General features: G+C 73.6%; 18 protein-coding genes. 13 read left to right on the forward strand and 5 right to left on the reverse strand.

Going from position 1 to position 25,060, the window contains the following annotated elements; translation table 11 throughout:
- Positions 1 to 78: 78 nt before the first annotated feature.
- Positions 79 to 492 (reverse strand): GntR family transcriptional regulator, encoded by a 414-nt coding sequence (locus IEY61_RS11735; RefSeq protein ID WP_189043449.1) that lies wholly within the window; start codon positions 490 to 492, stop codon positions 79 to 81.
- A 115-nt stretch (positions 493 to 607) separates the two neighbouring features.
- Between IEY61_RS11735 and IEY61_RS11740 the strand changes: the two genes are divergently transcribed.
- From IEY61_RS11740 to IEY61_RS11795, 12 genes are all read left to right on the forward strand, one after another.
- Entirely contained in the window at positions 608 to 778 is a 171-nt protein-coding gene (locus IEY61_RS11740; protein WP_229705836.1) for a hypothetical protein, read from the forward strand.
- Between the two features lie 205 nt (positions 779 to 983).
- A complete protein-coding gene (locus IEY61_RS11745) occupies positions 984 to 1,256 on the forward strand; it encodes a hypothetical protein (protein ID WP_189043454.1) in 273 nt (90 codons plus the stop codon).
- 413 nt (positions 1,257 to 1,669) lie between these two features.
- Positions 1,670 to 2,119 carry an SAV_6107 family HEPN domain-containing protein gene (locus tag IEY61_RS11750; RefSeq protein ID WP_189043456.1) on the forward strand — a complete coding sequence of 150 codons (450 nt, stop codon included), beginning with the start codon at positions 1,670 to 1,672 and terminating at the stop codon, positions 2,117 to 2,119.
- A gap of 144 nt (positions 2,120 to 2,263) precedes the next feature.
- Positions 2,264 to 3,013, forward strand: coding sequence for a DnaE2-dependent mutagenesis accessory factor ImuA' (gene imuA' / locus IEY61_RS11755; RefSeq protein ID WP_189043458.1), 750 nt, complete (start codon positions 2,264 to 2,266; stop codon positions 3,011 to 3,013).
- 78 nt (positions 3,014 to 3,091) lie between these two features.
- Entirely contained in the window at positions 3,092 to 4,705 is a 1,614-nt protein-coding gene (locus IEY61_RS11760; protein ID WP_189043703.1) for a DNA polymerase Y family protein, read from the forward strand.
- Between the two features lie 66 nt (positions 4,706 to 4,771).
- Positions 4,772 to 8,164, forward strand: a complete 3,393-nt coding sequence (locus IEY61_RS11765; RefSeq protein ID WP_189043460.1) for an error-prone DNA polymerase — start codon at positions 4,772 to 4,774, stop codon at positions 8,162 to 8,164.
- Between the two features lie 45 nt (positions 8,165 to 8,209).
- The gene (locus IEY61_RS11770) at positions 8,210 to 10,846 is read left to right on the forward strand and encodes an AAA family ATPase (protein ID WP_189043462.1); all 2,637 of its coding nucleotides are present in this window, start codon (positions 8,210 to 8,212) and stop codon (positions 10,844 to 10,846) included.
- Positions 10,847 to 10,981: 135 nt separating this feature from the next.
- Positions 10,982 to 12,103 (forward strand): RodZ family helix-turn-helix domain-containing protein, encoded by a 1,122-nt coding sequence (locus IEY61_RS11775; RefSeq protein WP_189043465.1) that lies wholly within the window; start codon positions 10,982 to 10,984, stop codon positions 12,101 to 12,103.
- Positions 12,104 to 12,255: 152 nt separating this feature from the next.
- On the forward strand, positions 12,256 to 13,005 hold the full coding sequence (locus IEY61_RS11780; protein WP_189043467.1) for a methyltransferase domain-containing protein: 750 nt from the start codon (positions 12,256 to 12,258) through the stop codon (positions 13,003 to 13,005).
- Positions 13,002 to 14,255, forward strand: coding sequence for an alkaline phosphatase family protein (locus tag IEY61_RS11785; protein WP_189043470.1), 1,254 nt, complete (start codon positions 13,002 to 13,004; stop codon positions 14,253 to 14,255). The genes IEY61_RS11780 and IEY61_RS11785 overlap by 4 nt, the downstream gene beginning before the upstream one ends.
- A 38-nt stretch (positions 14,256 to 14,293) precedes the next feature.
- Positions 14,294 to 15,553, forward strand: a complete 1,260-nt coding sequence (locus tag IEY61_RS11790) for a DNA polymerase IV (protein WP_189043472.1) — start codon at positions 14,294 to 14,296, stop codon at positions 15,551 to 15,553.
- A 115-nt stretch (positions 15,554 to 15,668) separates the two neighbouring features.
- Entirely contained in the window at positions 15,669 to 16,067 is a 399-nt protein-coding gene (locus tag IEY61_RS11795) for an SCO2097 family morphological protein (protein WP_189043475.1), read from the forward strand.
- Between the two features lie 132 nt (positions 16,068 to 16,199).
- Here IEY61_RS11795 and IEY61_RS11800 read toward each other — a convergent pair whose 3' ends face one another.
- The 3 genes from IEY61_RS11800 to IEY61_RS11810 are packed head-to-tail and all read right to left on the reverse strand — an operon-like array spanning position 16,200 to position 21,043.
- Positions 16,200 to 18,674 carry a transglutaminase TgpA family protein gene (locus tag IEY61_RS11800; RefSeq protein ID WP_189043477.1) on the reverse strand — a complete coding sequence of 825 codons (2,475 nt, stop codon included), beginning with the start codon at positions 18,672 to 18,674 and terminating at the stop codon, positions 16,200 to 16,202.
- Positions 18,675 to 18,690: 16 nt separating this feature from the next.
- Positions 18,691 to 19,989: a DUF58 domain-containing protein gene (locus IEY61_RS11805; RefSeq protein WP_189043479.1), complete on the reverse strand. Its 1,299-nt coding sequence runs from the start codon at positions 19,987 to 19,989 to the stop codon at positions 18,691 to 18,693.
- A gap of 1 nt (position 19,990) precedes the next feature.
- Positions 19,991 to 21,043: an AAA family ATPase gene (locus tag IEY61_RS11810; RefSeq protein WP_189043481.1), complete on the reverse strand. Its 1,053-nt coding sequence runs from the start codon at positions 21,041 to 21,043 to the stop codon at positions 19,991 to 19,993.
- Between the two features lie 510 nt (positions 21,044 to 21,553).
- Between IEY61_RS11810 and leuS the strand changes: the two genes are divergently transcribed.
- Positions 21,554 to 24,388, forward strand: a complete 2,835-nt coding sequence (gene leuS / locus IEY61_RS11815) for a leucine--tRNA ligase (protein WP_189043483.1) — start codon at positions 21,554 to 21,556, stop codon at positions 24,386 to 24,388.
- Positions 24,389 to 24,435: 47 nt separating this feature from the next.
- On the opposite strand, the gene IEY61_RS11820 is transcribed toward leuS, so the two are convergent.
- On the reverse strand, positions 24,436 to 24,864 hold the full coding sequence (locus IEY61_RS11820) for a hypothetical protein (RefSeq protein WP_189043485.1): 429 nt from the start codon (positions 24,862 to 24,864) through the stop codon (positions 24,436 to 24,438).
- Positions 24,865 to 25,060: the final 196 nt, after the last annotated feature.

The raw sequence follows: 25,060 nt of genomic DNA on the forward strand, positions 1-25,060 counted from the left end.
CGACCGGTGCACCCGGCCACGCCGCGTCGAGCCGCCGGCACGCGTTCCGGCAACGGTCACCGGGTTGTCACGTGGGCGTTATCCGCCGACGACGGTCACGCCATGCGCGCCGTACCCCTCCACCGTGCCGTTCGTTCTGGTCACCAGGACGACGGGCTCGCCTTCGTGGAGACCGTACCTGCGCCGCTCGTCAGGGTCGGGCATCCGAGCCTGCACCTGGTCGCCCTTACCCAGGGTCACCGTGGTGCGCTCCTGCTCGCCTCTGACGAACGTGCCGCGACTTTGTACGACCACGATCAAGCCCTCGCTTCGCAGTTGCTGAAGTGCGCGGCGGACCGTGAGCCTGCTGAGTTGGTACTCCTGGGTGAGGCTCAGCTCAGTCGGAACTCGCTGACCAGGGGCAAGTTGGCCGGAGCGGATGGCTTGCCGCAGCCGGTCCGCGAGTTGCTTCCATGTGGCGACATCGGGATCGAAGTCGCTCTCGCTGCTCACGAGCGCACGTTAGGTGACTCCATGTTGTCGTAGTGTTGTGTTTACGTCAATACAGCACTTAGAGTGACTGTATCCATGTTGGTCTGCCTTCAAGGAGCGCGACATGACCAGGCGCATGACCTACAACCAGTTCCTGCTGGCCGCAGCGTTCACGCTCGCGCGCAAGCACCGGCCGACGTGGAACCACATCTTGAAGCGGGTGACCTGCCGATGCGGACGAGATCTGCCGTGCCGCGTGCGGCATCGGGTGCCGATCGATCGGGGTCACTGGCCAGGGGAGGTGTGATGACGGCGCACGGGCCGGTGTTGCCGATCTGGACATGTGCGGGATGTGGTGCGCCCTGGCCCTGTCTGACCCGGCGTCGGGAGTTGCTGGCCGAGTACGCGGGTGCTCGGGTGTCCTTGTCGATCTACATGGCGTCGCGTCTGGTGTCCGCGACGCAGGACAGGGGCTGGGAGTCTGCCGGTGTTCTCCATCGCCGGTTCCTCGGATGGCTGCCGTGACCAGCCTCCGGGCTGGTGACCTGCTTCTCGTGGGTCGGCAGGCCAGCGTGCAGTTCGCCAAGCCGATCCTGTTCCGCGTGATTCGCGTGTTGGACCGGCCTACTTACGACGGGTGGATCTGGCTGGAGGGGTACCAGATCGACAACAGGGGCGATGCGGTGGAGCGGCGGTCCATCTTCGTGATGAAGGCCGGGCTGCGCATCGCTCCGCCGTCCGCGGTGGGCAAGCCGAGGCGCTTGAGGTCGCCTGTGAGTGGCTGAACTGCCGGATGTACGGCGCGCCACGCGTTGCATTTTCGCCAGCGGGAGGGTGTACTGTCAGCAGTAGTTAGAACGGGTGTTCGATTGCCTTGAACGTTCGTTTCAACCCTCGGGAGCAGGTGTTTCGCGGCACCGGCTTCCGACAGGTGCGGCGCCGCGGGCCGCACCGGGCCCCGGGCAGTCGCGAGTCCGGGCCCGTCAGGCAGGACCGTCGTCCGCCGCCCACGACCCCCGGGCGGCGGACGACGGACCCGCCGGTACGCCGGCCGGGTGTGGTGTGGGGAAGCTCCACACCCGGCCGGCCGCCCACCTGGTGCGTCTTCCTCCGCACCGCCCGCCACGGGTGCCTCGTGTCGCCGGAGCCGCTTTCCGTCGCGCGATGCGCCCGCACCGGCCCACCTGGAGGGAGACCCATGCCGACCACTCCGGCCCCGGCGCCGACGGTGCCCGCCCACGTGCTGCCGCACCGCACCCCCGCCCAGTTGCTCAGGGTGGCCCGGCAGGGTCTCGTCGAGGCCGCGCTGACCCGCCCCGACGGTCTCCGGTACGCCGCCGCCCATCTCGCGGCGCTGCGCGCCGCGGCCGGGATGCTCGCTGCCCGAGCCCGTCCCGCGCCCACCCGACGCAGCCGGGTTACCAACGTCTGGGTCCTGCTCGCCGGCGTCGCCCCCGAGCTCGACGAGTGGGCCAGCTACTTCGCCCTCGCGGCCGGCAAGCGGGCTGCCGCCGAGGCCGGCATACCCCGGGTGGTCACCGCCCGGGAGGCCGACGACCTGCTCCGCGCCGCCGAGGAGTTCGTGGCGGTGGTGGAGTCCGCGCTCGGCCTTACGCACCAACCGGCGATCGACGGTCTCGCCGCCTGAGTCGCGCCGCCTGAGTCGCGGCGTCCGGCCACCACGGCGGGACCCAGGGTGGCCGGACGCCGTCCGGCGCGACATGTCCTTATTGATCCATGAAGAGCACCATCCCGGGCCGGTGCCCGAGGCGACACGACGGGGGTAGATCCGATGGCGGGCCGTATGGTCGTCGGTTCCGCTGCGCTGGCCGGGCTGGTCCGCCCGGCCAGCGCGCCCGACCCGGCGGGCGGGCATCGGGTGTTGCCCGTGCGGCCCGAGTTGACCGGGCTGCTGCCCGGCCGTGGGCTACGGCGCGGCAGCACCATCGCGGTCGGCGCCGGCACGATCGGCGCCGGCCAGCTCCGGCACAGCGGCACCACGTCGCTGCTGCTCGCCCTGCTCGCCGAGGCATCCCGGGCCGGTTCCTGGTGTGCCGTGGTGGGGATGCCGACCTTCGGAGCCGGCGCGGCGGCCGAGGCCGGGATCGTCCTGGACCGGCTCGCCCTGGTACCACAGCCGGGGCCCGACTGGCCCACCGTCGTCGCCGCGCTCATCGATGGGGTCGACGTGGTGGTCACCGCCGTACCGACCACTGTCTCCGCCTCGGTCGCCGCTCGGCTGGCCGCACGGGCCCGGCAGCGCGGCTGCGTGCTCGTGCCGTACGGCCGGTGGGACGGCGCGGACGTGATGCTCCAGGTGGTCCGCGGGGTGTGGGACGGGCTCGGTGCGGGCCGGGGCCGGCTGCGCTGCCGCGAGGTGACCATCTCGGCCCGCGGTCGGGGCGCCGCCGCCCGACCCAAGGAGGTCAGGGTCTGGCTCCCCGGCGACGAGCTGACCCGGGTCATCCCCTCGGCCGACCGCTCCCGTAGCACGCCTCCTGGCGGGCGCGCGGCGATCATGCACTTGTGGTCGTCGAGATGAGCATTTCGCGGCTTATACGGCGACGCAAAGCGCAAGATCGCGGCGGACGGGCGTGGGTGACGTGGCGTGAGTGAGGGGATGCGGACGCTGGTGGTGTGGTGCCCGGACTGGCCGGTGCTGGCCGCCGAGATCGTCGACGGGGTGGCCGCCACCGGCCCGGTGGCGGTGTTGCACGCCAACCGGGTGGTTGCCTGCTCCGAGCGAGCTCGGGCCGAGGGGGTGCGCCGGGGGTTGCGTCGGCGGGAGGCGCAGGGGCGCTGCCCAGGGCTCATCGTCGTCGACCACGACCCCGGGCGGGACGCGCGGGCCTTCGAGCCGGTGGTGGCGGCGGTCGAGGAGGTGGCGGTCGGGGTCGAGGTGATCCGTCCCGGAGCCTGCGCGTTGGCCGCTCGGGGGCCGAGCCGCTACCTCGGCGGTGAGGAGGCGGCGGCCGAGCGGATCGTCGAGCACGTCGCGCAGAGCTGCGCGGTGGAGAGCCAGGTCGGCATCGCCGACGGGGCGTTCGCCGCCGGGCTGGCCGCCCGCCAGGGACGGATCGTGCCGCCCGGCGGGACGCCGGAGTTCCTGGCCGCCCAGCCCGTCGAGGCGCTCGGTCGGCCCGCCTTGGTCGATCTGCTGCGCCGGCTCGGAGTGCGTACGCTCGGTGACTTCGCCGCGCTGCCCGCCGGCGACGTGCTGGCCCGGTTCGGGTTCGACGGGGCGCTGGCCCACCGGCTGGCGACCGGTCGGGACGACCACCCGCTCGCGGTCCGGCGACCCCCTGCCGACCTGACGGTCACCGCCGATCTCGACGAGCCGATCGACCGCGTCGACGTCGCGGCGTTCGCGGCCCGGACGCTGGCCGCGCGGCTGCACGAACGCCTCGCCGGGCACGGGCTGGCCTGCACCCGGCTCGGCATCGAGGCGGTCACCGCGCACGGCCAGGAACTGCACCGGGTCTGGCGGCACGACGGTCTGCTCACCCCGGCGGCGATCACCGACCGGGTCCGCTGGCAGTTGGACGGCTGGCTCTCCGGCGGCGCCCGCTCCGGCGGCGGACCGGAGCGCCCCACCGCCGGGATCATCCGGCTGCGGCTGGTGCCGGACGGAGTGCTCGCCCAGGCCGGGCTGCAATCCGGGCTGTGGGGCGAGACCGGCGCGGAACGCGAGCGGGCGAGCCGGGCGCTGAGTCGGGTACAGGGCCTGCTCGGCCCCGAGTCGGTGGTCACCGCCGTGCTCGGCGGCGGTCGCTCTCCGGCCGACCAGACGCGGCTGGTTCCGTGGGGCGACGAGCGGCTGCCCGCCCGCCCCGGTGCCGCGCCACTGCCGGGCGGGGGCGCGGGCCCCGTCTCGATGCCGCCCTGGCCGGGGCGACTGCCGCCGCCCGCACCGGCGGTGGTGCTGCCCACCCCGCTCGCCGCGAGCGTGTGGGATGCCACCGGTACGCCGGTCGTGGTGAGCGCACGGCTGGCGGTGAGTGCCCCGCCGGCCCGGCTGGCCGTCGCTACGAATGTGCAGCCCGCCACCGTCTCCGGTGTCGCGGCGGCGTCCGAGATCGTGGGCTGGGCCGGGCCGTGGCCGGTCGACGAGCGGTGGTGGGCCCCGGGCGAAGCGCGTCGTCGAGCCCGCTTCCAGGTTTGCCTGGCCGACGGCGCTGCCCTGCTGCTCGCCGTCGAAGGCGGCCGCTGGCTGGTGGAGGCGATCTATGACTGACGTGAATCTTGGTCCCAAACTGCCCTCCAAGGGGCCGGAACGGACCAAGATCTCGGGGGAGAAACAGTGAGTTTCCACAATCCGCAGCTGTCGTGGTCGGAGTTGGAGCGGGTGCTCTCCGGACGGACGGAGGGCGGGAAAGGGAGCGGGGGCGGGAAGGGAAGCGGGAGCGGGAGCGGGCGGCACCTGCACGTGGTGGATCCGCTCGCGGTCGACGCCGACGGGGGCGACTCGCCGGCCGGAAGCCGGCGACGGGAGCACTACCGGCCGCCGGAGCTGACCCGCCCCGACGGCGCGGTGCCGTACGCCGAGCTGCACGCGCACAGCAACTTCAGCTTCCTCGACGGCGCCAGCCACCCCGAGGAACTGGTCGAGGAGGCGACCCGGCTGGGGCTCACCGCGCTCGCCGTCACCGACCACGACGGCTTCTACGGCGTGGTCCGCTTCGCCGAGGCGGCCCGCGCGCTGAACCTGCCGACGGTCTTCGGGGCGGAGTTGACCCTCGATCTGCCCGGCCCGCAGCCCGGGGTGCCCGACCCGCACGGCCGCCACCTGCTGGTGCTGGCGCACGGTCATGAGGGGTACGCCCGGCTGGCCACGACCATCGCCCGCGCCCAACTGCGCGGCGGGGAGAAGGGCCGCCCGGTCTACGGCGAGCTGGAGGAGGTCGCCGCCGACCTGCGCGACCACGTGCTGGTGCTCACCGGCTGCCGCAAGGGGCACGTGCCGGGCGCGCTGCTCACCGAGGGGGTCGACGCGGCAGCCCGCGAGCTGGACCGGCTCACCGCGCTGTTCGGCGCGGAGACGGTGGCGGTGGAGCTGACCGACCACGGGCATCCGGTCGACGGCGACCGCAACGACGCCCTGGCCGAGCTGGCCGCCGCCGCCGGGCTGCCCACGGTGGCCACGAACAACGTGCACTACGCCACCCCGGGGCGGCGGCGGCTGGCCACCACCCTCGCGGCGGTCCGGGCCCGGCGCAGCCTGGACGAGATCGACGGCTGGCTGCCCGCCGCCGGCACCGCCCATCTGCGCTCCGGCGCCGAGATGGCGGCCAGGTTCGCCGCCTACCCGGGCGCGGTGGCGCGGGCCGCCGAGTTCGGCGCGGAACTCGCTTTCGACCTCCAGCTCGTCGCGCCGCAGCTGCCGGCGTACCCGGTGCCGCCGGGGCACACCGAGATGAGCTGGCTGCGCCACCTCACCGAGCGGGGCGCCCGGGAACGCTACGGCCCCCGCGAGGCGCACCCGCAGGCGTACGCGCAACTCGACCACGAGCTGAACATGATCGAGGAGTTGGGCTTCCCCGGCTACTTCCTGGTGGTCTACGACATCGTCGAGTTCTGCCGCCGGGAGAACATCTACTGCCAGGGGCGGGGCTCGGCGGCGAACTCGGCGGTCTGCTACGCGCTGCGGATCACCAATGTGGACGCGGTCCGGCACCGGCTGCTGTTCGAGCGGTTCCTGGCCCCCGAGCGCGATGGCCCGCCCGACATCGACGTGGACATCGAGTCCGGCCGCCGGGAGGAGGTCATCCAGCACGTCTACGCCCGGTACGGCCGGGAGCACACCGCCCAGGTGGCCAACGTGATCTCGTACCGGCCCCGCTCGGCGGTGCGGGACGTGGCCAAGGCGTTCGGTTTCTCGCCCGGCCAGCAGGACGCCTGGAGCAAGCAGATCGACCGGTGGGGCGACGTGGCCACGGTGGACGTGCCGGACATCCCCGAGCAGGTGATCGAGTACGCCAACGCTCTCCAGACGTTCCCCCGGCACCTGGGCATCCACTCCGGCGGCATGGTGATCTGCGACCGACCGGTGATCGAGGTCTGCCCGGTGGAGTGGGGCCGGATGCCCGGCCGCAGCGTGCTCCAGTGGGACAAGGACGACTGCGCCGCCGTCGGCCTGGTCAAGTTCGACCTGCTCGGCCTCGGCATGCTGTCGGCGCTGCACCACGGCTACGACATGATCGGGATGAGCCTGGATCTCGGCGACATGACGCTGGACGACCCCGAGGTGTACGACATGCTCTGCCGGGCCGACTCGGTCGGGGTGTTCCAGGTGGAGAGCCGGGCCCAGATGGCCACCCTGCCCCGGCTCAAGCCCCGCGAGTTCTACGACCTGGTGGTGGAGGTGGCGCTGATCCGACCCGGCCCGATCCAGGGCGGTTCGGTGCACCCGTACATCCGGCGCCGCAACGGCCAGGAGCCGGTGACCTACCCGCACCCGCTGATGCGCAACGCGCTGGAGAAGACCCTCGGCGTGCCGCTGTTCCAGGAGCAGCTCATGCAGCTCGCCATCGACCTGGCCGGTTTCGACGCGGCCGAGGCCGACCAGCTGCGCCGGGCGATGGGCGCCAAGCGGTCGGTGGAGCGGATGGCGAAGATCGCCGACCGGCTCTACGCCGGCATGGCGCAGCGCGGCATCACCGGCGAGCTGGCCGACGACGTCTACCGCAAGCTCACCGCGTTCGCCAGCTACGGCTTCCCGGAGAGCCACGCGATGAGCTTCGCCTACCTGGTCTACGCCAGCTCCTGGCTCAAGCGCTACCACCCGGGTCCGTTCCTGGCCGCGCTGCTCAGCGCCCAGCCGATGGGCTTCTACTCGCCGCAGAGCCTGGTCGACGACGCCCGTCGGCACGGCGTGGAGGTACGCCGCCCGGACGTCAACGCCAGCGGCGCGAAGCCGGTGCTGGAGTCCACCCCGGACACCCGGTGGGGCAGCCAGTCGGGGGAGCCGCCGCACGCCTGGGGCCTGGGCGGGCCGGCCGTGCGGCTCGGGCTGGGCAGCGTGCGTACCCTCGGCGACGAGGTGGCCGAGCGGATCGAGGCCGAACGGGTGGCGCACGGGCCGTACCGCGACATGCCTGATCTGGCCCGGCGGACCGGGCTGACCGCCGCGCAGCTGGAGGCGCTGGCCACCGCGGACGCCTTCGCCTGTTTCGGGCTGACCCGGCGCCAGGCGCTCTGGGCGGCCGGTGCGGCGGCGCAGGACCGGCCGGGCCGGCTGCCCGGCACGGTGACCGGCGCGGACGCGCCCACCCTGCCCGGCATGGAGGCGGTGGACCGGCTGGTCGCCGACGTGTGGGCCACCGGGCTGTCCCCGGAGAACCATCCGGCCCGGTTCGTCCGCCCGCAGCTGGACGCCCTGGGCGCGGTGCCGATCGACCGGTTGGGCCGGGTGGAGCCGGGTCGGCGGATCCGGGTCGGCGGGATCGTCACCCACCGGCAGCGCCCGGGGACGGCGGGCGGGGTCACCTTCCTCAACCTGGAGGACGAGACCGGCATGCTCAACGTCACCTGTTCGCCGGGGCTGTGGCAGCGGTACCGGCGGGTGGCCCGCACCAGCGCGGCGCTGGTGGTGCGCGGGCGGTTGCAGCGGCACGAGGGGGTGGTCAACCTGGTCGCCGACCGGCTGGACGCGATCGAGGCGCCGGTCAGCCCCGCCTCCCGCGACTTCCGGTGATCAGCCCGAAGCGGCGGGTGTGCGCGGGTCGATATCCTGCCGGGCATGCTGCCGGGCCCCTCCGTTGCGTCGTTTGTCGGTCGAGACCGCGAGTTGGCGACGGTCCGCGCGGCGGTGTGCGCTCCGGCGGCGCGGGGCGCGCTGATCGCCGGCCTCGCCGGGGTCGGTAAGACCCGGCTGGCGCAGGAGGTCGCGGCGTACGCCAGGGCGGCCGGCCGGCAGGTCCTCGCCGCCCGGCCCTCCGGGTCCGGCTCCCACCTGCCCCTCGCCGCGCTCGCCAGCCTGCTGCTGCGGGACGACCAGGCCGCCGCCGCGGCCAATCCGGTTCAGCGGGGGCTGCGCGGACTGCGCCAACTGGCGGAGAAGTCCCCGACCGTGCTCCTGGTCGACGACGCGCACCTGCTCGACGAGGTCTCCGCGACCGTCATCCATCAACTGGTCGCCGAACGATCCGTGGCGGTGCTCGCCACCCTGCGTACCGACGAAGCCGTGCCCGCCGCGGTGACCGCGCTCTGGAAAGACCTCGACGTGCTTCGGGTCGACCTGGCGGTCCTGTCCGCGGAGGAGGCCGACACCCTGATCACCGAGGCGCTCGGCGACCCCGTCGAGGGGCAGACCCTGCGCCGCCTGCGGGACGTGACCGCCGGCAACGCGCTGTTCCTGCACGAGCTGCTCCACTCCGCCTGGGAGGCGGGTCTGCTGACCCGCTCGGCCGGCATCTGGCGGTTGACCGGGCGGCTGCGGACGACCGCCCGCCTGACCGAGCTGCTGCACGACCGGCTGGCCACCGCCGATCCCGACGAGCGCGACGCGCTCGAGACGATCGCCGTCGGTGAGCCGGTGCCGCTGGACGTGCTGCGGCAGCTGGTGGCCGGGGAGCTGCTGGAGACCCTGGAGCGGCGCCGGCTGATCACGGTGGCGGAGCGCGACCACCCGCTGGTACGCCTCGCCCACCCCCTCTACGGCGAACTGCTGCGGGACGAGATGCCACAGCTGGCCCGGCTGCGGCACATCCGCCGGCTCGCCGACGCGCAGGAGACGGCCGGGATCCACCAGGACGAGGACGTGCTGCGGGTGGCGATGTGGCGGCTCGACGCGGGCGGGCCGGTCAACCCCGAACTGATGCTCGCCGCCGCCCGGCAGGCGGCCCTGATCCGCCAGTACGAACTCGTCGAGCGCCTGGCGCTGCGCGCCCGTCAGGCCGGTGCGGGCGTATCCGCCGGACTGACCGTGGTCGGGGCGCTGTTCCAGTCCGGGCGCTCGGCGGAGGCGCTGCGGTGGTGCGCCGAACTGGCGGCGCAGGCCGGCGACGACGCCGAGCGCGCGCAGATCGCGCTCACCCACGCCTCCCTGCTGGCCCACGGCCGTGACGCGCCCGGCCTGGCGCACGCGGTGCTCGACGCGGCCGCGGTCACCGACCCGTTCTGGCAGGCCCAGATCGAGGTGAACCGGCTTTACCTGCGGACGTACGAGTTGGACTGCACCGGGGTCGAGGCGGCGCTGTCCCTCTTCGACCGGGCCGAGTCGGTGGCCGTGCGGCTCGGGGCGGCCAGTGCCGCCGGTGGTGCGTTGATGCTGGCCGGCCGCTATGCGGAGGTCATTCCGCTGGTGCAGCGGGCCATCCCGCTGGCGGCTGGGCACGACGGGCCGGGCCGGCTGCTGGCCGACAGCATGCGTCCGGCCAACGCGTGGATGCGCGCCAACCTGCTGGACCTGCCGGCGGCGCTGGCCGAGGCGGAGACGTCGTACCGGGAGAGCCTGCACCCGCCGGACCGGATCGCGCAGGCGGTGAGCGCCTTCACCCTCAGCCGGATCACCCTGATGCTCGGCCGCCCGGTGGCCGCGCTGCGCTGGGCGGCCGAGGCGCACGTCGTCGGCCGGCAGGCCCAGCTGCGGGCCGTGTGCCGGTGGTCGGCCGGCGTGCGGCTGCAGGCGGCGGCGCAGGCCGGGGCCGCCGACGAGTTGGCCGCGGCCGCGGCCGACCTGGCCGCCGAGTCCGGCGAGCGCCGAACCCGACTGTTCGACATCGAGGTGATGCGGGGCCGGGCGTGGTCCGCCGCCACCCGCGGTGATCAGGTCGGCGTCCGTGAGTCGCTCGGCACGGAGGTGGCGCGGCACGGCGGACGCGGCGCCGTCGGCGCCGGTGCCCTCGGTGCGTTGGATCTCGTCCGGCTGGGCGAGGCGGTTCTGGCGGCCGAACTGCTCACCCGTTTTCCGCCGCCGGCGGACTGGGCGCTGGGCCAGCTCGTCGTGGGGTACGCCGAGGCCGCGGCCGCCGGTGACCCCGCGCGGTTGCTGACGGTCGCCCGGCAGTTCGGCCGGCACGGCATGCCCCTGTACGCGGCCGAAGCGGCGTCCCTCGCGGCGGGCGCGTGGCACAGCGGTGCGCAGGCGCGGGCTGCCGCGCAAGCCAGACTCTTCGCCGAGGCCCAGCTGACGCGCTGCGAGCGTGCGGTGACTCCCGCGTTGCGGCTCGACGGCCCGGTCACCGGGCTGACCAGCCGGGAACGTGAGGTGGTGCTCGCCGCGGCGGGCGGCGCATCGGACCGGGCCATCGCTGCCCGCCTGCACATCGCCGAACGGACGGTGGAGAACCACCTGCACCGGGCGTACGCGAAGCTCGGCGTCGCCGGCCGGCCCGAGCTGCGTTCCGCGCTCGGCCTGGAGCACCCGCCGGATTGAGGAAGACCGGGCCTGAGTACCGGGACGCGAGGATCTGAGTGCCCGAGGACTCATGCCGGTCCGTGGGTTCTCTGCTTCGGTTTGCCGGGCGGCCGTTCGCCTGTGGCCGCCGTCATTCCGGAAAGGTTTGCCTTGATGCGTACGATATCCGTTCTCCGCCGCGTGCTCGCCACACTCGGCATCACCGCCGTGGTCGGCGGGGCAGTGGTGGCCGGCTCGGCCGCACCGGCCCTCGCCGAACCCGACCTGACGGTCCGGCTGACCGCGGAATGCGGAGCCGCCGTGCTCACCTTCGGTGAAGCGACTCCTGGCCTGCCGGGGGTGCTGAACGTCACGGTGCATCGCAACGGTGTGGGGGCGGAGAGCACCGTCGTCGACCAGGGCGGGACCAAGCGGTACGGCGCCTCCGACGGCGACACCTTCACCGTCCACTTGCCGGGCGGGCGGCCGGCGCAGAGCCTGCGATACGCGGCGCCGGCCGGCTGCGACACGCCGAAGCTGCAGGTGGCGGTGCTGCAGGACTGCTATGGGATCGAGGTCCGCGTGATCAACACCGGTGCCGTCCCGGCCACCGGGTTGAAGGTGGCATCGCCGGTCGGGCCGCTGCTGGTGGAGCTGGACCCGGTGACCAGCGATGCCATGTTCCGGCGGCACTACCCGCTGCCCGACGACGCGCCGTACGCGGTGTTCAGCGGGGAGGTCGACGGTGGGGCGCTCTGGGCCAGCGGCCGCTACCGCCAGCCGCAGGGATGCGGGCCGGAGAGCGTGACCGCCAGGTTCACCGACCGCTGCGGGGAGGTCCGGATCGACCTGACGAACCGGGCCCGGGGCGGTGTCCGGCTGGAGGTGCTCGTCGGCGGCGCCGTGGTGGCCTCCCCGTCGATTCCCGCCGACAGCAGCGACACGGTCGCGGTGCCGGCCAGTTCGGGGGATCGCGTCGTGGTGCGCGACGCGGTGCTCGGCACCGAGATCGCACGGCACACGGCCGGGCGGTGTCCCTCGGCGACGCCGAGCCCGGGCGGTGACGGGAGCCCGTCCGCGACGCCGAGCCCGGGCGGTGACGAGGAGCCTTCCGCGACGCCCAGCCCGGACGAGGACGCGAGCCCGTCCGTGACGCCGAGCCCCAGCGGTGCGGCGGGCGGCCTTCCGCTCACCGGCGGGCCCGTCCTCCGCCTGCTCGGCGCGGCGGTGTTGATCGTCGCCGCAGGCGTGGCGCTGCTGCTGATCGCACGCCGTCGCGGCACGTTCGCGCGCTGATTCTGGCGGACGCGTATGGTCCGGCCGGGTGGAAGCCGAGCACGGCGACCGTCCGGCCGGCCTCCGGCCCGACCGGACCCGCGAGGCGGGCCTCGCCCTCTCCGGGGAGTCAGGGGTTCGGACTGCCCGCACCAGCCACTAGGCTCGCGGTCGTGGAACGCACACCCGTTCGGCCCGCCGCAGCTCCCGCCGGACCACGGACGGCGGTGATCTGGTCCGTGCTCCACGGCGAACTGGGCCGCCACCCGGGCCGCAGCCTCACCGTCCTGGACGTGGGCGGGGGCACCGGCGGATTCGCCGTACCCCTCGCGCAGGCCGGCCACCAGGTCACGGTCATCGACGCCAGCCCGGACGCGCTGGCCGCGCTGACCCGGCGGGCTGCCGAGGCGGGGGTGGCGGATCGGATCCGTGGCCGGCAGGGCGACGGCGACGCGCTCGCCGGTCTGGTCGAGCCGGCCAGCGTCGACCTGGTGCTCTGCCACGCGGTACTGGAGTTCGTCGACGACCCGGCGCCGGTGGCGTCCGCGCTGGCCGGGGCCCTGCGTCCGGGCGGCGCGGCGAGCGTGCTGGTCGCCGGGCGGGCCGCGGCGGTGCTCGGCCGGGCGATGAACGGCCATCTCGACCTGGCCGCGGCGCTGGCCGCCGACCCCGCGGGCAGCGCCGGCCCCCGGGACACGCTGCGCCGGCGCTTCGACGTCGAGGCCGCCGCCGCGCTGCTGGCCGCCGCCGGGCTCACGGTCGAGGAGATCCATGGCGTACGCGTCCTCGCCGGCCTGCTCCCGGCGGCCGTGGCGGACAGCCAGCTGGCGGCCCTGGTCGAGTTGGAGCGTACGCTCGCCGACCGGCCACCCTGGCGCGACATCGCCGCCCAACTGCACCTGTTCGCCCGACGCCCGGCATGACCACCTCGCCCGGCACCCACCCTCTGCCCGGCACCCACCCCCTGCCCGGCATCCGGCAGGTGTTAAAAGGGGGCCCTTCCTCTACACCAGGCGTTAATAAGGGGCCCTTCCTTTCACCGGTGCCGCCGGCGAAGGGTGGGGGTGGGTTGGTTGACGTGCTGCCGAGCGTTCTGGCGGTGCTCGGGGTGCCCGGTGCCGTCGACCTGCTCGGGCTCGGGGCCGAGTTGGCCGGGGTACGCCGGATCGCGGTGCTGCTCATCGACGGTCTCGGCTGGTACCAGATACCGGTCGCCGCGCCGTACGCGCCGGTCCTGGCCGGGCTGGCCGACACCGTGGGCCGACCGCTCACCTGCGGCTTTCCCTCCACCACTCCGACCAGCCTGGTCACCCTGGGCACCGGTGTGCCCTCCGGCGTGCACGGCGTGCTCGGCTTCACCCTGCGCGTACCGGGCACCGACCGGGTGCTCAACCACATCGAGTGGACCGACGATCCGCAACCGTTGCGCTGGCAGCCGGTCACCACGCAGCTGGAGCGGGCCCGGGCCGCGGGGGTGGCGGTGACCGTGGTGAGCCGCCCGGAGTTCGGCGGCAGCGGCCTGACCGTGGCCGCGAACCGGGGCGGCGACTACCGGGGCGCGGCCGGCATCGACGAAGTGGCCGCCCGGATGCGCGCGGCCCTGGTCGCCGGGCCCGGTCCCACCCTGGTTTCCGGCTACCACCCGGACGTCGACCGGCACGGCCATCTCAGCGGCGTGGACTCGCTGCCCTGGCGGGCGGCGGTGGCCGAGGTGGACGCGCTGCTGACCCGGCTGGTGGACGGCCTGCCGCCGGATGCGGCGCTGCTGGTCACCGCCGACCACGGGCAGCTCGACGTGCCGTCCGGGCACCGGTTCGACCTGGACACCGACCCCCGTCTGATCGACGGGGTGCGGGTCGTCGCGGGCGAGCCCCGGGTGCGTTACCTGCACGTCGCGCCGGGCGCGACCGCGGATGTGGTGGCCGCCTGGTCGGGTGTGCTGGGGGCCGCCGCCCGGGTGCTCACCCGCGAGGAGGCGGTGGCCACCGGCTGGTTCGGACCGGTGCCCGAGGAACACCTGGCCCGCATCGGCGACGTCGTGGTGGTCTGCAACGACACGTACGCGGTGCTGGCCAGCCGGTCGGAGAGCCCGGCGGTGTCCCGGCTGGTGGCGCTGCACGGCGCGGACACGGCGGTCGAGATGACCGTTCCGCTGCTGGTGGTGCGGGGCTGACCGGCCGGAGTGTCGGTCCCGGGCGCTAGCCTGCACGGATGGGTCGCAGCCAGTCGGTGCCCCGGGGCGATGATCCCCGGTTCGGGCCGGACGCCGACGACACCGGCTGCCCGATCCTGCACGTCGACATGGACGCCTTCTACGCCTCAGTGGAGGTGCGCCACCGGCCGGAGCTGCGGGGCAGGGCCGTCGTGGTCGGCGGGGTCGGCCCGCGCGGCGTGGTCAGCTCGGCCAGCTACGAGGCCCGGCGGTACGGCGTACGCAGCGCGATGCCCACCATGCGGGCCCGTGCCCTCTGCCCGCACGCGGTCTTCCTTCCGCCGGACTTCACCCGCTACATCGCCGCCTCGCGGGCCGTCATGCAGATCTTCCGCGACGTCACGCCGCTGGTCGAGCCGCTCTCGTTGGACGAGGCGTTCCTCGACGTGGCCGGTGCCCGGCGACTGTTCGGCCCGCCCGCGGCGATCGCCCGCCGCATCCGCGAACGGGTCGCGACGGAGCAGGGGCTGACCTGCTCGGTGGGGGTCGCGTCGAACAAGTTCCTGGCCAAGCTCGGGTCGACCCGGGCGAAGCCCGACGGTCTGCTCGTGGTGCCGGCCGCGCGGGCGCTCGACTTCCTCCACCCGCTGCCGGTCTCCGCCCTGTGGGGGGTCGGGGAGCGCTCCGAGCAGGCGTTGCTGCGGCTCGGTCTGCGGACGGTCGGCGACCTCGCGGCGGCGCCGCTCGGCATGCTGCGTACCGCGCTCGGCGAGGCGGCCGCGGCGCACCTGCACGAGCTGGCCGCCGGGCGGGACCCGCGCCGGGTCAGCCCGGAGCAGGCGGAGAAGTCGATCGGCGCGGAGGTCACCTTCGACGTCGACGTCGGCGACCCGGACGAGATCCGGCGCGCACTGCTCGCGCTGGCCGAGAAGGTCGGTGCCCGGCTGCGCGCCGCCGGGCAGGTGGGGCGGACGGTCTCGGTCAAGGTGCGGATGGCCGATTTTCGGACCGTCACCCGCTCGCGCACCCTGGGCGTCCCCACCGATGTCGCTCGTGAGATGTTCGACACGGCATGGTCCCTCTTCACCGTTCTGCCTGCCGGTGAGCTGATCCGCCTCGTCGGCGTACGCGCCGAGGGTCTCACCGCGGCGGAGACGACGCCCCGGCAACTCGCCCTCGGCGCGCCCGAGCGGGGCTGGCGGGAGGCGGAGGCCGTCGCCGACGCGGCGGCTGCCCGTTTCGGGCGGTCCGTCATAGGACCGGCCAGTCTGCTCACCGGGCGCGATCCGCGACAAAACGAAAATCCGACCCGGCCATAGGTCGTCCCGCTTTCCGACGCGCGAGGCCCCTCGTAGACTTGCGGGTAAGCAGCCGGTTGGCTGCCACGGTCTGTCGGTCCGACCGGGCCGACCAACGTGACCGGGGAGGAGTGCCGTGCCGCTCTCGGAGCACGAGCAGCGGCTGTTCGAGCAGATCGAGCGGTCGCTTGCCGAGGACCCCAAGTTCGCCTCGGCCGTGCGTGCCAGCGACCCGCGTTTCCACGCGCGGCGTCGCCTGCTCGTCGCTGCCGGCGTGATCATCGCTGGCCTGGCGCTGTTGGTCTATGGCGCGGTGATCAAGACTCCGCCGCTGGCGGTGGCGGGATTCGTTGTGATGTTGGCATCGGCAGCCTTCGCGGTGCAGTCGCACCGCCGGGCGCAGTCACCCGACCTGCACGTCGTCGGCGGCACGGCGAGTCGTCGCCGGTCCCGGGGTCGGGCCGGCGGGCGGCGGCCGGGGCTCATCGACCGGCTGGAGGACCGGTGGCGGCAGCGCCCGGAGGGCCACCGCTGATTCCGATGTCGGGCCGGCGATGGGGTGCAAGTCCCATCGCCGGCCCGGTCGTCGTTCGGCCGCTCGGCCTCCCGTGCGGTTGGCTCAGCGTCGTCCCGTGCGGTCGGCTCAGCGTCGTCCCGTGCGGTCGGCTCAGCGTCCCGTGCGGTTGGCGATCAGCCGGCGCGGGCTGAACCGCAGCAGCCGGTACCGCAGCCGCCCACCGGAGGCCACCAGCCGCGCCGAGGTGTCCGCGACGGCGGTCCGCCAGCGGTGCAGCACCGACGGCGGCAACACGGTCGCCATCAGCCGGGTACGCCGATCGGCCTGACCGGCCAGCGCGTCGCGCACCGTGCGCAGGGCCGCCGGCAGGGGTTCCCCGGTCAACGGGTCCCGCGCGTAGCGGGCCCGCTCCTCCGCCCGACAGAGCAGGCGGACCGCCGTTCCGGCGGCGGCGTCGGCGCGCAACGGCTCGCCGGCCAGCCGCTCGGCGGTCGACCGTGGCGTCTCCGTCCGGTCCACCCGGACCCGGTAGTCGACCAGCGTGTCGATCAACTCGTCCCAGGCCGCGTGCGCATCCGCCCGCGCCCGGTCCGGATCAACGCCGACCACCACGACCGGCTGACCCGTGTCGGTGGAGTCCGGGTCCGGCGCGTCGACCGTGCGGAACGTCGGCGCCGGCCGACCCCGGCGACGGCGCAGGGCGAGCCGGCGCAGCGCGGGAACGGCGAGCAGGGCGAGCACCGCCAGGACGCCGAGGGCCGCGAACCAGGGCCAGACCGGCGTCGACCGCACCGGAGTGCCGTCACCGGCGATCGCGCCCGGGTCGACACCCTCCTCGAACCGGTTCGGTCCGCGGTCCGGGCCGGCCGACGGGTCGGACTCGTCGGGCGTGTCCGCCGCGCCGGGCTGCGGCGTCGACTCCTCCGGCGCGTCGGTGTTCGGCGCCCAGGCCGAGCGGGCCGAACCGGGCACGCCGTAGGTCGGGGTGGCGTCGAACGGCACCCAGCCGACCTGGTCGAAGTAGACCTCCGTCCAGGCGTGCAGGTTCCGGTTGGTCAGGGTGAAGGTGTCACCGGTGCGCCGGTTGCCGTTGGTGAAGCCGAACGCGACCCGGGCCGGGATGCCGGCGTTCCGGACCATCCACGCCAGCGCCGCGGCGTACTGCTGGCAGAAGCCGGCCTTGTTCTCCAGGAAGTCGAGGATCTGCTGCCCGCTGGTGCCCTGCTCGGTGTTCAGCTGGTAGGTGAAGCCGTTGTCCTCGGAGAAGTAGTCGTAGATGGCGCGCACCTTGTCGTACTCGGTGCGCTTGCCCCGGATCAGCTCCGCCACCAGCTCCGCCACCTCGGGCACGTCGGGGGTGACGGTCTGCTGTGCGCGTAGCGGCAGGTCGGCCGGCAGCGGCTGCGCCCCGCGCAGCGCCTGCGGGGTGTACACCGACCGCACATAGTCGAACGAGTACGTCCGGCCCCGGGAGTTCTCCCGGTTCGAGAAGACGACCTGGAGGTTCGGATCGTAGTGCCAGCTGTTACCGAGTTCGGCGAAGCCGACCGGCTCGGCGTAGACCGGCAGCAGCCGCATGTCCAGGTCGCGGCTCACCTCCACGGTGGCCCGGTGCCGGGTCCGCTCGATACCGGGCAGCGTCCGCCTCGCCGGGTCGGGCAGGTCGCCGGTGACCCGCTGGCCGCTCGGGCCGCGTACCCGGAACCCGTCCGCGCGCAGGTCGTCGGCGACCCCGAAACGCAGGTAGAACGGTTCCTTCTCGGTGGTGGTGACCTTCAGCAGGTCGGTCACCTCGGACTGGTTGAGCCGTCCGCTGAGCGCGGCGAAGAGGTCGACCCGCCCGGGCGAGCCGCCCAGACCCGGTCCGCCGAAGCCGGCGCCCGCACCGGAGTTCAGGGTGCTCATCAGGCCCGCGGTCATCCCGGGCACGGCCAGCGGCACCAGCACGGCCAGCGCGAGACCGACCACAGCCAACCGGCGCCCGGCGGCGGACAGCGGCGACGCCTCCCAGACGTCGACGTCGCGGCCGTCGCCGGTGAACCGTCGGCCGAACCGGCGTACGCGGTCCACGTTGTCGGTGACCAGCAGCCAGAGGAAGCCGGCGGCGCCGATCGCGAACGGCACCGGGGGGACGCTCTCCACGTGGACCGCCACCGGCACCGAGTAGATGGCCAGCATCGGCAGCCCGGCCAGGGCGGGCCGACGGAGCCCGACGCAGAGCACGTCCACCAGCACCGCCACCGCGCCCACGCCGAGCACCGTGACGAACAGCAGCGGATCGGTGTCCGGGACCGGCACGCTGCGCGAGCGCATATCCTCGCCGGAGCCGATGATCAGCTCGGCGAAGTGCCCGAAGGTGGCCGGGGTGGGCAGCACGGCCAACAACTCGTCACCGCTGGGGAACAGCCAGGTCAGGGCGAGGATGAGGCCGCCGACCATGGCCAGGATCTGGGCCCAGGTCGGGGTCCGGCCGAGCCGGGCCAGCGCCGCCGCTGCGGCAACCGCGGCCACCGCGATGACGGCCTGGACCAGCCACGTCCAACGTTCGAAGATGGCCGACAGCGGCGCGGCGGCGAGCAGCGTCGCGGCGGCGGACACCAGGCCCAGGTTTCGGTGGGCGATCATGAGGGGGACCTTCCGTTCATCGCACGGCACTCGCCACCGTCTCGGCCATCGCCGCGCGGAGGGCGAACCCCTGGGAGCCCCGTCCCGCCTGCGGCCAGATCGCCGGCAGCCGGTCTCCGTGGCTGATGCCGATCACCCGCCAGCCGGACTGCAGCAGGGCGAGCGCGGCGGTGTCGTGTGCCTGGTCGGCCTCGGCACGGGCGTGCGCCGGCAGGTTGAGCCAGGCGGAGCTGTCCAGCAGGAAGCACACGCAGGTGGCGCCGTTGGCCCGCAGGCCGGCGAGCAGCTCCGCCTCGGCGCTGCTCAACGACCCGAACAGGCCAATGATCAGGCCGCCGTCGGCCCGCTGCCGAACGTGCTGGATCAGTGTGGTGATCTCGACCCGCTGGTCCAGTCGGACCTCGGCGAGGTGATCGAGCAGCAGCCCGTCACCGGTGCCCTCGCCCGCGTCGACGTCCCCGCCGGAACCGGTGACCAGGCGCAGCTTGTAGCCGGCCTGACGCAGGTGGACGGTGATGCTGGCGGCCGCCGACACCGCCCACTCGAAGCTGGCCGTCGGGCCGTCGCCCCGGTGGCCGTACGCCCGGGTGTCCAGCAGGACCGTGGCCCGGCTCTCCCAGGGTTGCTCCTCGCGCCGCACCATCAGCTCGCCGGTGCGCGCGGTGGATTTCCAGTGCACCCGGCGCAGGTCGTCGCCGCGCCGGTACTCACGGGTCGCCGCGTCGTCCTCGCCGTGCACCGCGACCGAGCGGGCCCGGCTCTCACCGCTGCCGGTGTACGCGCCGGCCAGCCGCACCGATGGCAACGGCGCCACCTGCGGGACCACCGTGAGCCGGTCGATGCCGGGAAACGCGCGGGTGAGTTCGCACAGCCCGAACGGGTCGGTCATCCGGACCACCAGTGGGCCGACCTCGTACCGGCCGCGCACGTCGGCCCGCACGGTGTACGCCACCGAACTGGCCTGGTGCGCGCCGAGCCGCTCGAGCACCACCCGAGGTCGGCTGCCCAGCGCGTACGGGAGTCGGTCCTCCAGCAGCAGGGTGCCGGTGGGCAGCCGGGACATGTTCTGCAACCGCAGCACCACCCGGGCGCTGGCGCCGACCGGCACCCGGTGCGGTTCCAGCGACCGGTGGCAGGCCAGCTTGTACCGGCTACGGCCGACGTAGAGCGCGGCGAGCAGCGGCAGGACGGCCAGCAGCACGGCCACCCGCAGCAGGTCCTTCTCGCCGAGGATGCCGGCGGAGATGGCCGCCGCGACCGCCGCGGCCAGGAAGGAACGGCCGCGGGTGGTCAGTCCGCGCAGCCCGGCACGCACGTCACGGCCTCCGCGGTTCGAACGCGGCCCGGCCGTTGCCGCCCGACGGGCGGTTGTCGTACGGCGAGCGCTTGCGGTCGTGCGGCAACGGCAGCCGGTGCACCAGGTCGGCGATGATCGCGTCGGTGGTACGCCGGGCGAGCTGGGCGTCGGCGGTGGGGATGAGACGGTGCGCCAGCACCGGCACGGCGAGCACCTGGAGGTCGTCCGGGAGCACGTAGTCGCGTCCGTCGAGGGCGGCCACCGCGCGGGCGGTGCGCAGCATCTGCAGCGTGCATCGGGGGGACGCGCCCAGCCGCAGGTCGGGCGACTCGCGGGTGGCGGTGACCAGGTCGACGGCGTACTCCTTCACCGCGTCGGCGACGTGCACCTGCCGGACGTGGCCGATCAGCCGGCGGACGGTCTCGGCGTCGGAGACCGGCTGCAGCGCCGCCAGCGGGTCCACCGCGCCGTGGCCGTCGAGCATGGCCAGCTCGGCGATCGGGTCGGGGTAGCCCATCGCGATCCGGGCGGTGAACCGGTCGCGCTGCGCCTCCGGCAGCGGGTACGTCCCCTCCATCTCGATCGGGTTCTGCGTCGCGATCACCATGAACGGGGTCTGTAGCTGGTAGGTCACCCCGTCGACGGTGACCTGCCGCTCCTCCATGCACTCCAGCAGCGCGGACTGGGTCTTCGGCGAGGCTCGGTTGATCTCGTCACCGACCACCAGGTTGGCGAAGACGGCGCCCGGACGGAACTCGAAGTCGTGCGTCTCCTGGTTGTAGACGCTGACCCCGGTGACGTCGCTGGGCAGCAGGTCGGGAGTGAACTGGATGCGACGTACCGAACAGTCGATCGACCGCGCGAGGGCTTTGGCCAGCTTGGTCTTGCCGACCCCGGGTACGTCCTCAATGAGCAGATGACCCTCGGCGAGCAGGACGGCCAAAGCCAGCCGTACGGTGGCGGTCTTGCCCTCGATGACCTGTTCGATGTTGGCCACGATTGCGTCACTGGCGGCGCGGAACTCGTCGTGCGGCAGCAGTCCGCCAACTTCGTCCCAGGTCTGTTGTGTCACGGGCCTCCTCCTCCGTCGCCGTCACGGCAGCTCTGTAAAGAGCACCTGGACCCGTCGTTGGGTTCGCGACGTCCGAGCCTCGTCTGCCGCAGCAATCTCACTGGCCTCTCAGGCTAACCATGTTTGTCGTCCACGCCGACCGGCGCAGGTGTTTGACCGGTTACGCAGTGATTTGTCATTCACGGAACGCATGTCGGCGACTGTGCCGGGTAATGCGGCCGCCCGAGCCACTCCGCCAGCGGGGTGAGCCGCCGCCGGCGGATAGTGGGCGGCGGCCGTGCCGCCGGTGGCGGTACACTGCCGACATGGCCGGAGTCTTCCTGCTTCTTACCGGGCCGTGCTGACGCGCTGAACGCGCCACAGCACGGCGGCCCCTCCTGTGTGAGGGGCTTTTTCGTGCCCGCTTCCGGCCGCTGCCCGCTTCCGGCCACGGCGGGCCGGCCGAAGCACGAGACACGGGACCACAGCCAGCAGGGGACAGACTCCGCCGAGCGACGCGAGGAGAAGGCCATGACCGAGGCAGCCACGAGCGACAGCCCGCCGTTCCGGTACACCGCAGTGCTGGCCGACGAGATCGAACGCCACTGGCAGGACTACTGGGAGCGGCAGGGCAGCTTCCACGCGCCGAACCCGACCGGCCCGCTGGCCGACCCGGCCCATCCGCGCTCCGAAGCCGAGAAGCTGTACGTGCTGGACATGTTCCCCTACCCATCGGGCGCGGGGCTGCACGTGGGGCACCCGCTGGGCTACATCGGTACCGACTGCTTCGCCCGCTACCAGCGGATGGCGGGGCGCAACGTGCTGCACGCGATGGGCTTCGACGCGTTCGGCCTGCCCGCCGAGCAGTACGCGGTGCAGACCGGCACCCACCCGAGGACCACCACCGAGGCGAACATCGAGCGCTACCGGGCGCAGTTGCGCCGGCTGGGGCTGGCCCACGACGAGCGGCGTTCGGTCGCGACCATCGACACCGACTTCTACCGCTGGACCCAGTGGATCTTCCTGCAGATCTTCAACTCCTGGTACGACCGCGACGCCGGTCGGGCCCGGCCGATCAGTGAGCTGATCGCCGAGTTCGACGCCGGCGCCCGGCCGACCCCGGACGGCCGCCCGTGGGCCGAGCTGTCGCCCGCCGAGCGCCGCCGGATCGTCGACGACCACCGCCTGGCGTACGTCTCGCAGGCACCGGTGAACTGGTGCCCGGGGCTGGGCACGGTGCTGGCCAACGAGGAGGTCACCGCCGACGGCCGCTCGGAGCGGGGCAACTTCCCGGTCTTCAAGCGCAACCTGAAGCAGTGGATGATGCGGATCACCGCGTACGGCGACCGGCTGCTGGACGACCTGGACAAGCTGGACTGGCCCGAGCCGATCAAGCTGATGCAGCGCAACTGGATCGGCCGCTCCACCGGCGCGCACATCGACTTCTCGACCACGATCGCGCCGATCCGGGTGTTCACGACCCGGCCGGACACCATCTTCGGCGCCACCTACATGGTCCTGGCACCGGAGCACGAACTGGTGGACGAGCTGGTGCCGGCGGCCTGGCCGGAGGGCACCCGCCCGGCGTGGACCGGCGGGCACGCCAGCCCCCGCGGGGCCGTGGAGGCGTACCGCAAGGCGGCGGCGGCCAAGACCGACGTCGAGCGGCAGACCGAGACCAAGGAGAAGACCGGCGTCTTCATCGGCGCGTACGCCACCAACCCGGCCACCGACGCGCGGATCCCGATCTTCATCGCCGACTACGTGCTGGCCGGCTACGGCACCGGCGCGATCATGGCGGTGCCCGCCCAGGACGAGCGGGACTGGGACTTCGCCGAAGTCTTCGAGCTGCCGATCGTGCGTACCGTGCAGCCGCCGGAGGGCTTCGACGGCAAGGCGTACACCGGGGAGGGCCCGGCGGTCAACAGCGCCGCACCCGAGCGCGGCCTGGACCTGAACGGCCTGGGGGTGGCCGACGCCAAGGCCCGGATCATCGAGTGGCTGGAGGCCGAGGGCGCCGGCCAGGGCGCGGTGACCTACCGGCTGCGGGACTGGCTGTTCAGCCGGCAGCGCTACTGGGGCGAGCCGTTCCCCATCGTGTACGACGCCGACGGCGCCGCCATCGCGCTGCCGGACGAGATGCTGCCGGTCGAGCTGCCCGAGGTGGACGACTTCTCGCCGCGCACCTTCGACCCGCAGGACGCGAACAGCGACCCGGAGACACCGCTGTCGCGCCGCTGGGACTGGGTCGAGGTCGAGCTGGACCTGGGTGACGGGCCGAAGCGCTACACCCGGGAGACCAACGTGATGCCGCAGTGGGCCGGCTCCTGCTGGTACGAGCTGCGCTACCTGGACCCGGCCAACAGCGAGCGGTTCGTCGACCCGGACAACGAGCGGTACTGGATGGGCCCGCGCGACGAGGGCGACTGCGGCGGCGTGGACCTGTACGTCGGTGGCGCCGAGCACGCCGTGCTGCACCTGCTGTACGCCCGGTTCTGGCACAAGGTGCTGTACGACCTGGGCCACGTCTCCAGCTTCGAGCCGTTCCGCAAGCTGTTCAACCAGGGCTACATCCAGGCGTACGCGTACACCGACGCCCGGGGCGCGTACGTGCCGGCTGAGGAGGTCGCCGAGCGTGACGGCGGCTGGTTCCTGGGCGACGTCCAGGTCAACCGCGAGTACGGCAAGATGGGCAAGTCCCTGAAGAACGTGGTCACCCCGGACGAGATGTGCGCCGCCTACGGTGCCGACACGTTCCGGGTGTACGAGATGTCGATGGGTCCGCTGGAGGTGTCCCGCCCCTGGGAGACCCGGGCCGTGGTGGGCTCGTACCGGTTCCTGCAACGGGTCTGGCGGACGATCGTCGACGAGCAGACCGGCGAGTCGCGGGTGGTGGACACCCCGGCCGACGAGGCGGCCCGGCGACTGCTGCACAAGGTGATCGACGGTGTCCGGGGCGACATGGCGGGGATCCGGTTCAACACCGCCATCGCCAAGCTGATCGAGCTGACCAACGCGGCGACCCGGCTGCCGGCGACCCCGCGCGAGGTGGCCGAGCCGCTGGTGCTGATGCTGGCGCCGGTCGCCCCGCACATCGCCGAGGAGCTGTGGCGGCGGCTGGGGCACGACACCTCACTGACCTACGTCGACTTCCCGGTCGCCGACCCGGCCCTGCTGGTCGCCGAGACGGTCACCTACCCGGTGCAGGTCAACGGCAAGGTCCGCGGTCGGATCGAGGTCCCCGCCGACGCCGCCGAGCAGGCCGTGCGGGAGCAGGCGCTGGCGGCCGTGGCCGGCGCCCTGGCCGGCAAGGAACCCCGCAAGGTCATCGTCGTCGCCGGCCGCATGGTCTCCGTGGTGCTGTGAAAGGAGGGGCCCCTTCTTAACGCCTCGTGCATAGGAGGGGCCCCTTCTTAACACCGGATCACGGTTCGCGGCGGTGCACGACGACCGGCGATCGCCACCTCCGCCACCCATCGGATCCGGTCGCTGTCCACCGCCATGGGCAGCAGGACCAGCACGGCCAGGGCCGCGCCGACGCTGGCCGGAGTGTGTCGGATCAGGGCGCCCAGCCCCATGCCGATCAGCGCGCAGACGGGCGCGAGCAGGGCGGTCGCGGCCAGGGCCCGGAGCACCCCGGGATCGCCGAGCGCCCAGTGCGCGTCCCGATCGGCCAGGATCGTCTGGGACACCCCGAACGAACTCGCCGCGGTGAGCGTGCCCAGGGCGAGCATCACCCCGGCGAGTACGACGGCCTTCGCCGCCACCACCGACCGGCGCGCCGGCACGGCGGCGAAGCTGGCCCGGATCAGGCCGTTGCCGTACTCCCCGACGATCGTCATCGCCCCGACCGTGGTGGTGACCCAAGAACAGGTATCCCGCCTCGGGGAAGGCGTCGCGGAGCGGACCGTCGGCGAGACCCACCTCGTGCAGCACCTCCGCCACCCTGGCCGGCGGTATGCGGTTGCTGCGGGCCAGCGCGCCGAGGTGGGCCGTTGTGGTGTGCCTGCCATGCACGTCGCCGGCGTCGAGCAGGGC

Origin of the sequence: Micromonospora sonchi, from assembly GCF_014646235.1 — a bacterium.
Classification (GTDB): Bacteria; Actinomycetota; Actinomycetes; order Mycobacteriales; family Micromonosporaceae; genus Micromonospora; species Micromonospora sonchi.

Bases quoted from the DNA above. Each gene is read 5' to 3' on its own strand.
- IEY61_RS11740 (WP_229705836.1), top strand. From the start codon at position 608: ATGACCTACAACCAGTTCCTGCTGGCCGCAGCGTTCACGCTCGCGCGC.
- IEY61_RS11745 (WP_189043454.1), top strand. From the start codon at position 984: ATGGCTGCCGTGACCAGCCTCCGGGCTGGTGACCTGCTTCTCGTGGGT.
- IEY61_RS11750 (WP_189043456.1), top strand. From the start codon at position 1,670: ATGCCGACCACTCCGGCCCCGGCGCCGACGGTGCCCGCCCACGTGCTG.
- imuA' (WP_189043458.1), top strand. From the start codon at position 2,264: ATGGCGGGCCGTATGGTCGTCGGTTCCGCTGCGCTGGCCGGGCTGGTC.
- IEY61_RS11760 (WP_189043703.1), top strand. From the start codon at position 3,092: ATGCGGACGCTGGTGGTGTGGTGCCCGGACTGGCCGGTGCTGGCCGCC.
- IEY61_RS11770 (WP_189043462.1), top strand. From the start codon at position 8,210: ATGCTGCCGGGCCCCTCCGTTGCGTCGTTTGTCGGTCGAGACCGCGAG.
- IEY61_RS11775 (WP_189043465.1), top strand. From the start codon at position 10,982: ATGCGTACGATATCCGTTCTCCGCCGCGTGCTCGCCACACTCGGCATC.
- IEY61_RS11785 (WP_189043470.1), top strand. From the start codon at position 13,002: ATGACCACCTCGCCCGGCACCCACCCTCTGCCCGGCACCCACCCCCTG.
- IEY61_RS11790 (WP_189043472.1), top strand. From the start codon at position 14,294: ATGGGTCGCAGCCAGTCGGTGCCCCGGGGCGATGATCCCCGGTTCGGG.
- IEY61_RS11800 (WP_189043477.1), bottom strand. From the start codon at position 18,674: ATGATCGCCCACCGAAACCTGGGCCTGGTGTCCGCCGCCGCGACGCTG.
- leuS (WP_189043483.1), top strand. From the start codon at position 21,554: ATGACCGAGGCAGCCACGAGCGACAGCCCGCCGTTCCGGTACACCGCA.
- IEY61_RS11820 (WP_189043485.1), bottom strand. From the start codon at position 24,864: ATGACGATCGTCGGGGAGTACGGCAACGGCCTGATCCGGGCCAGCTTC.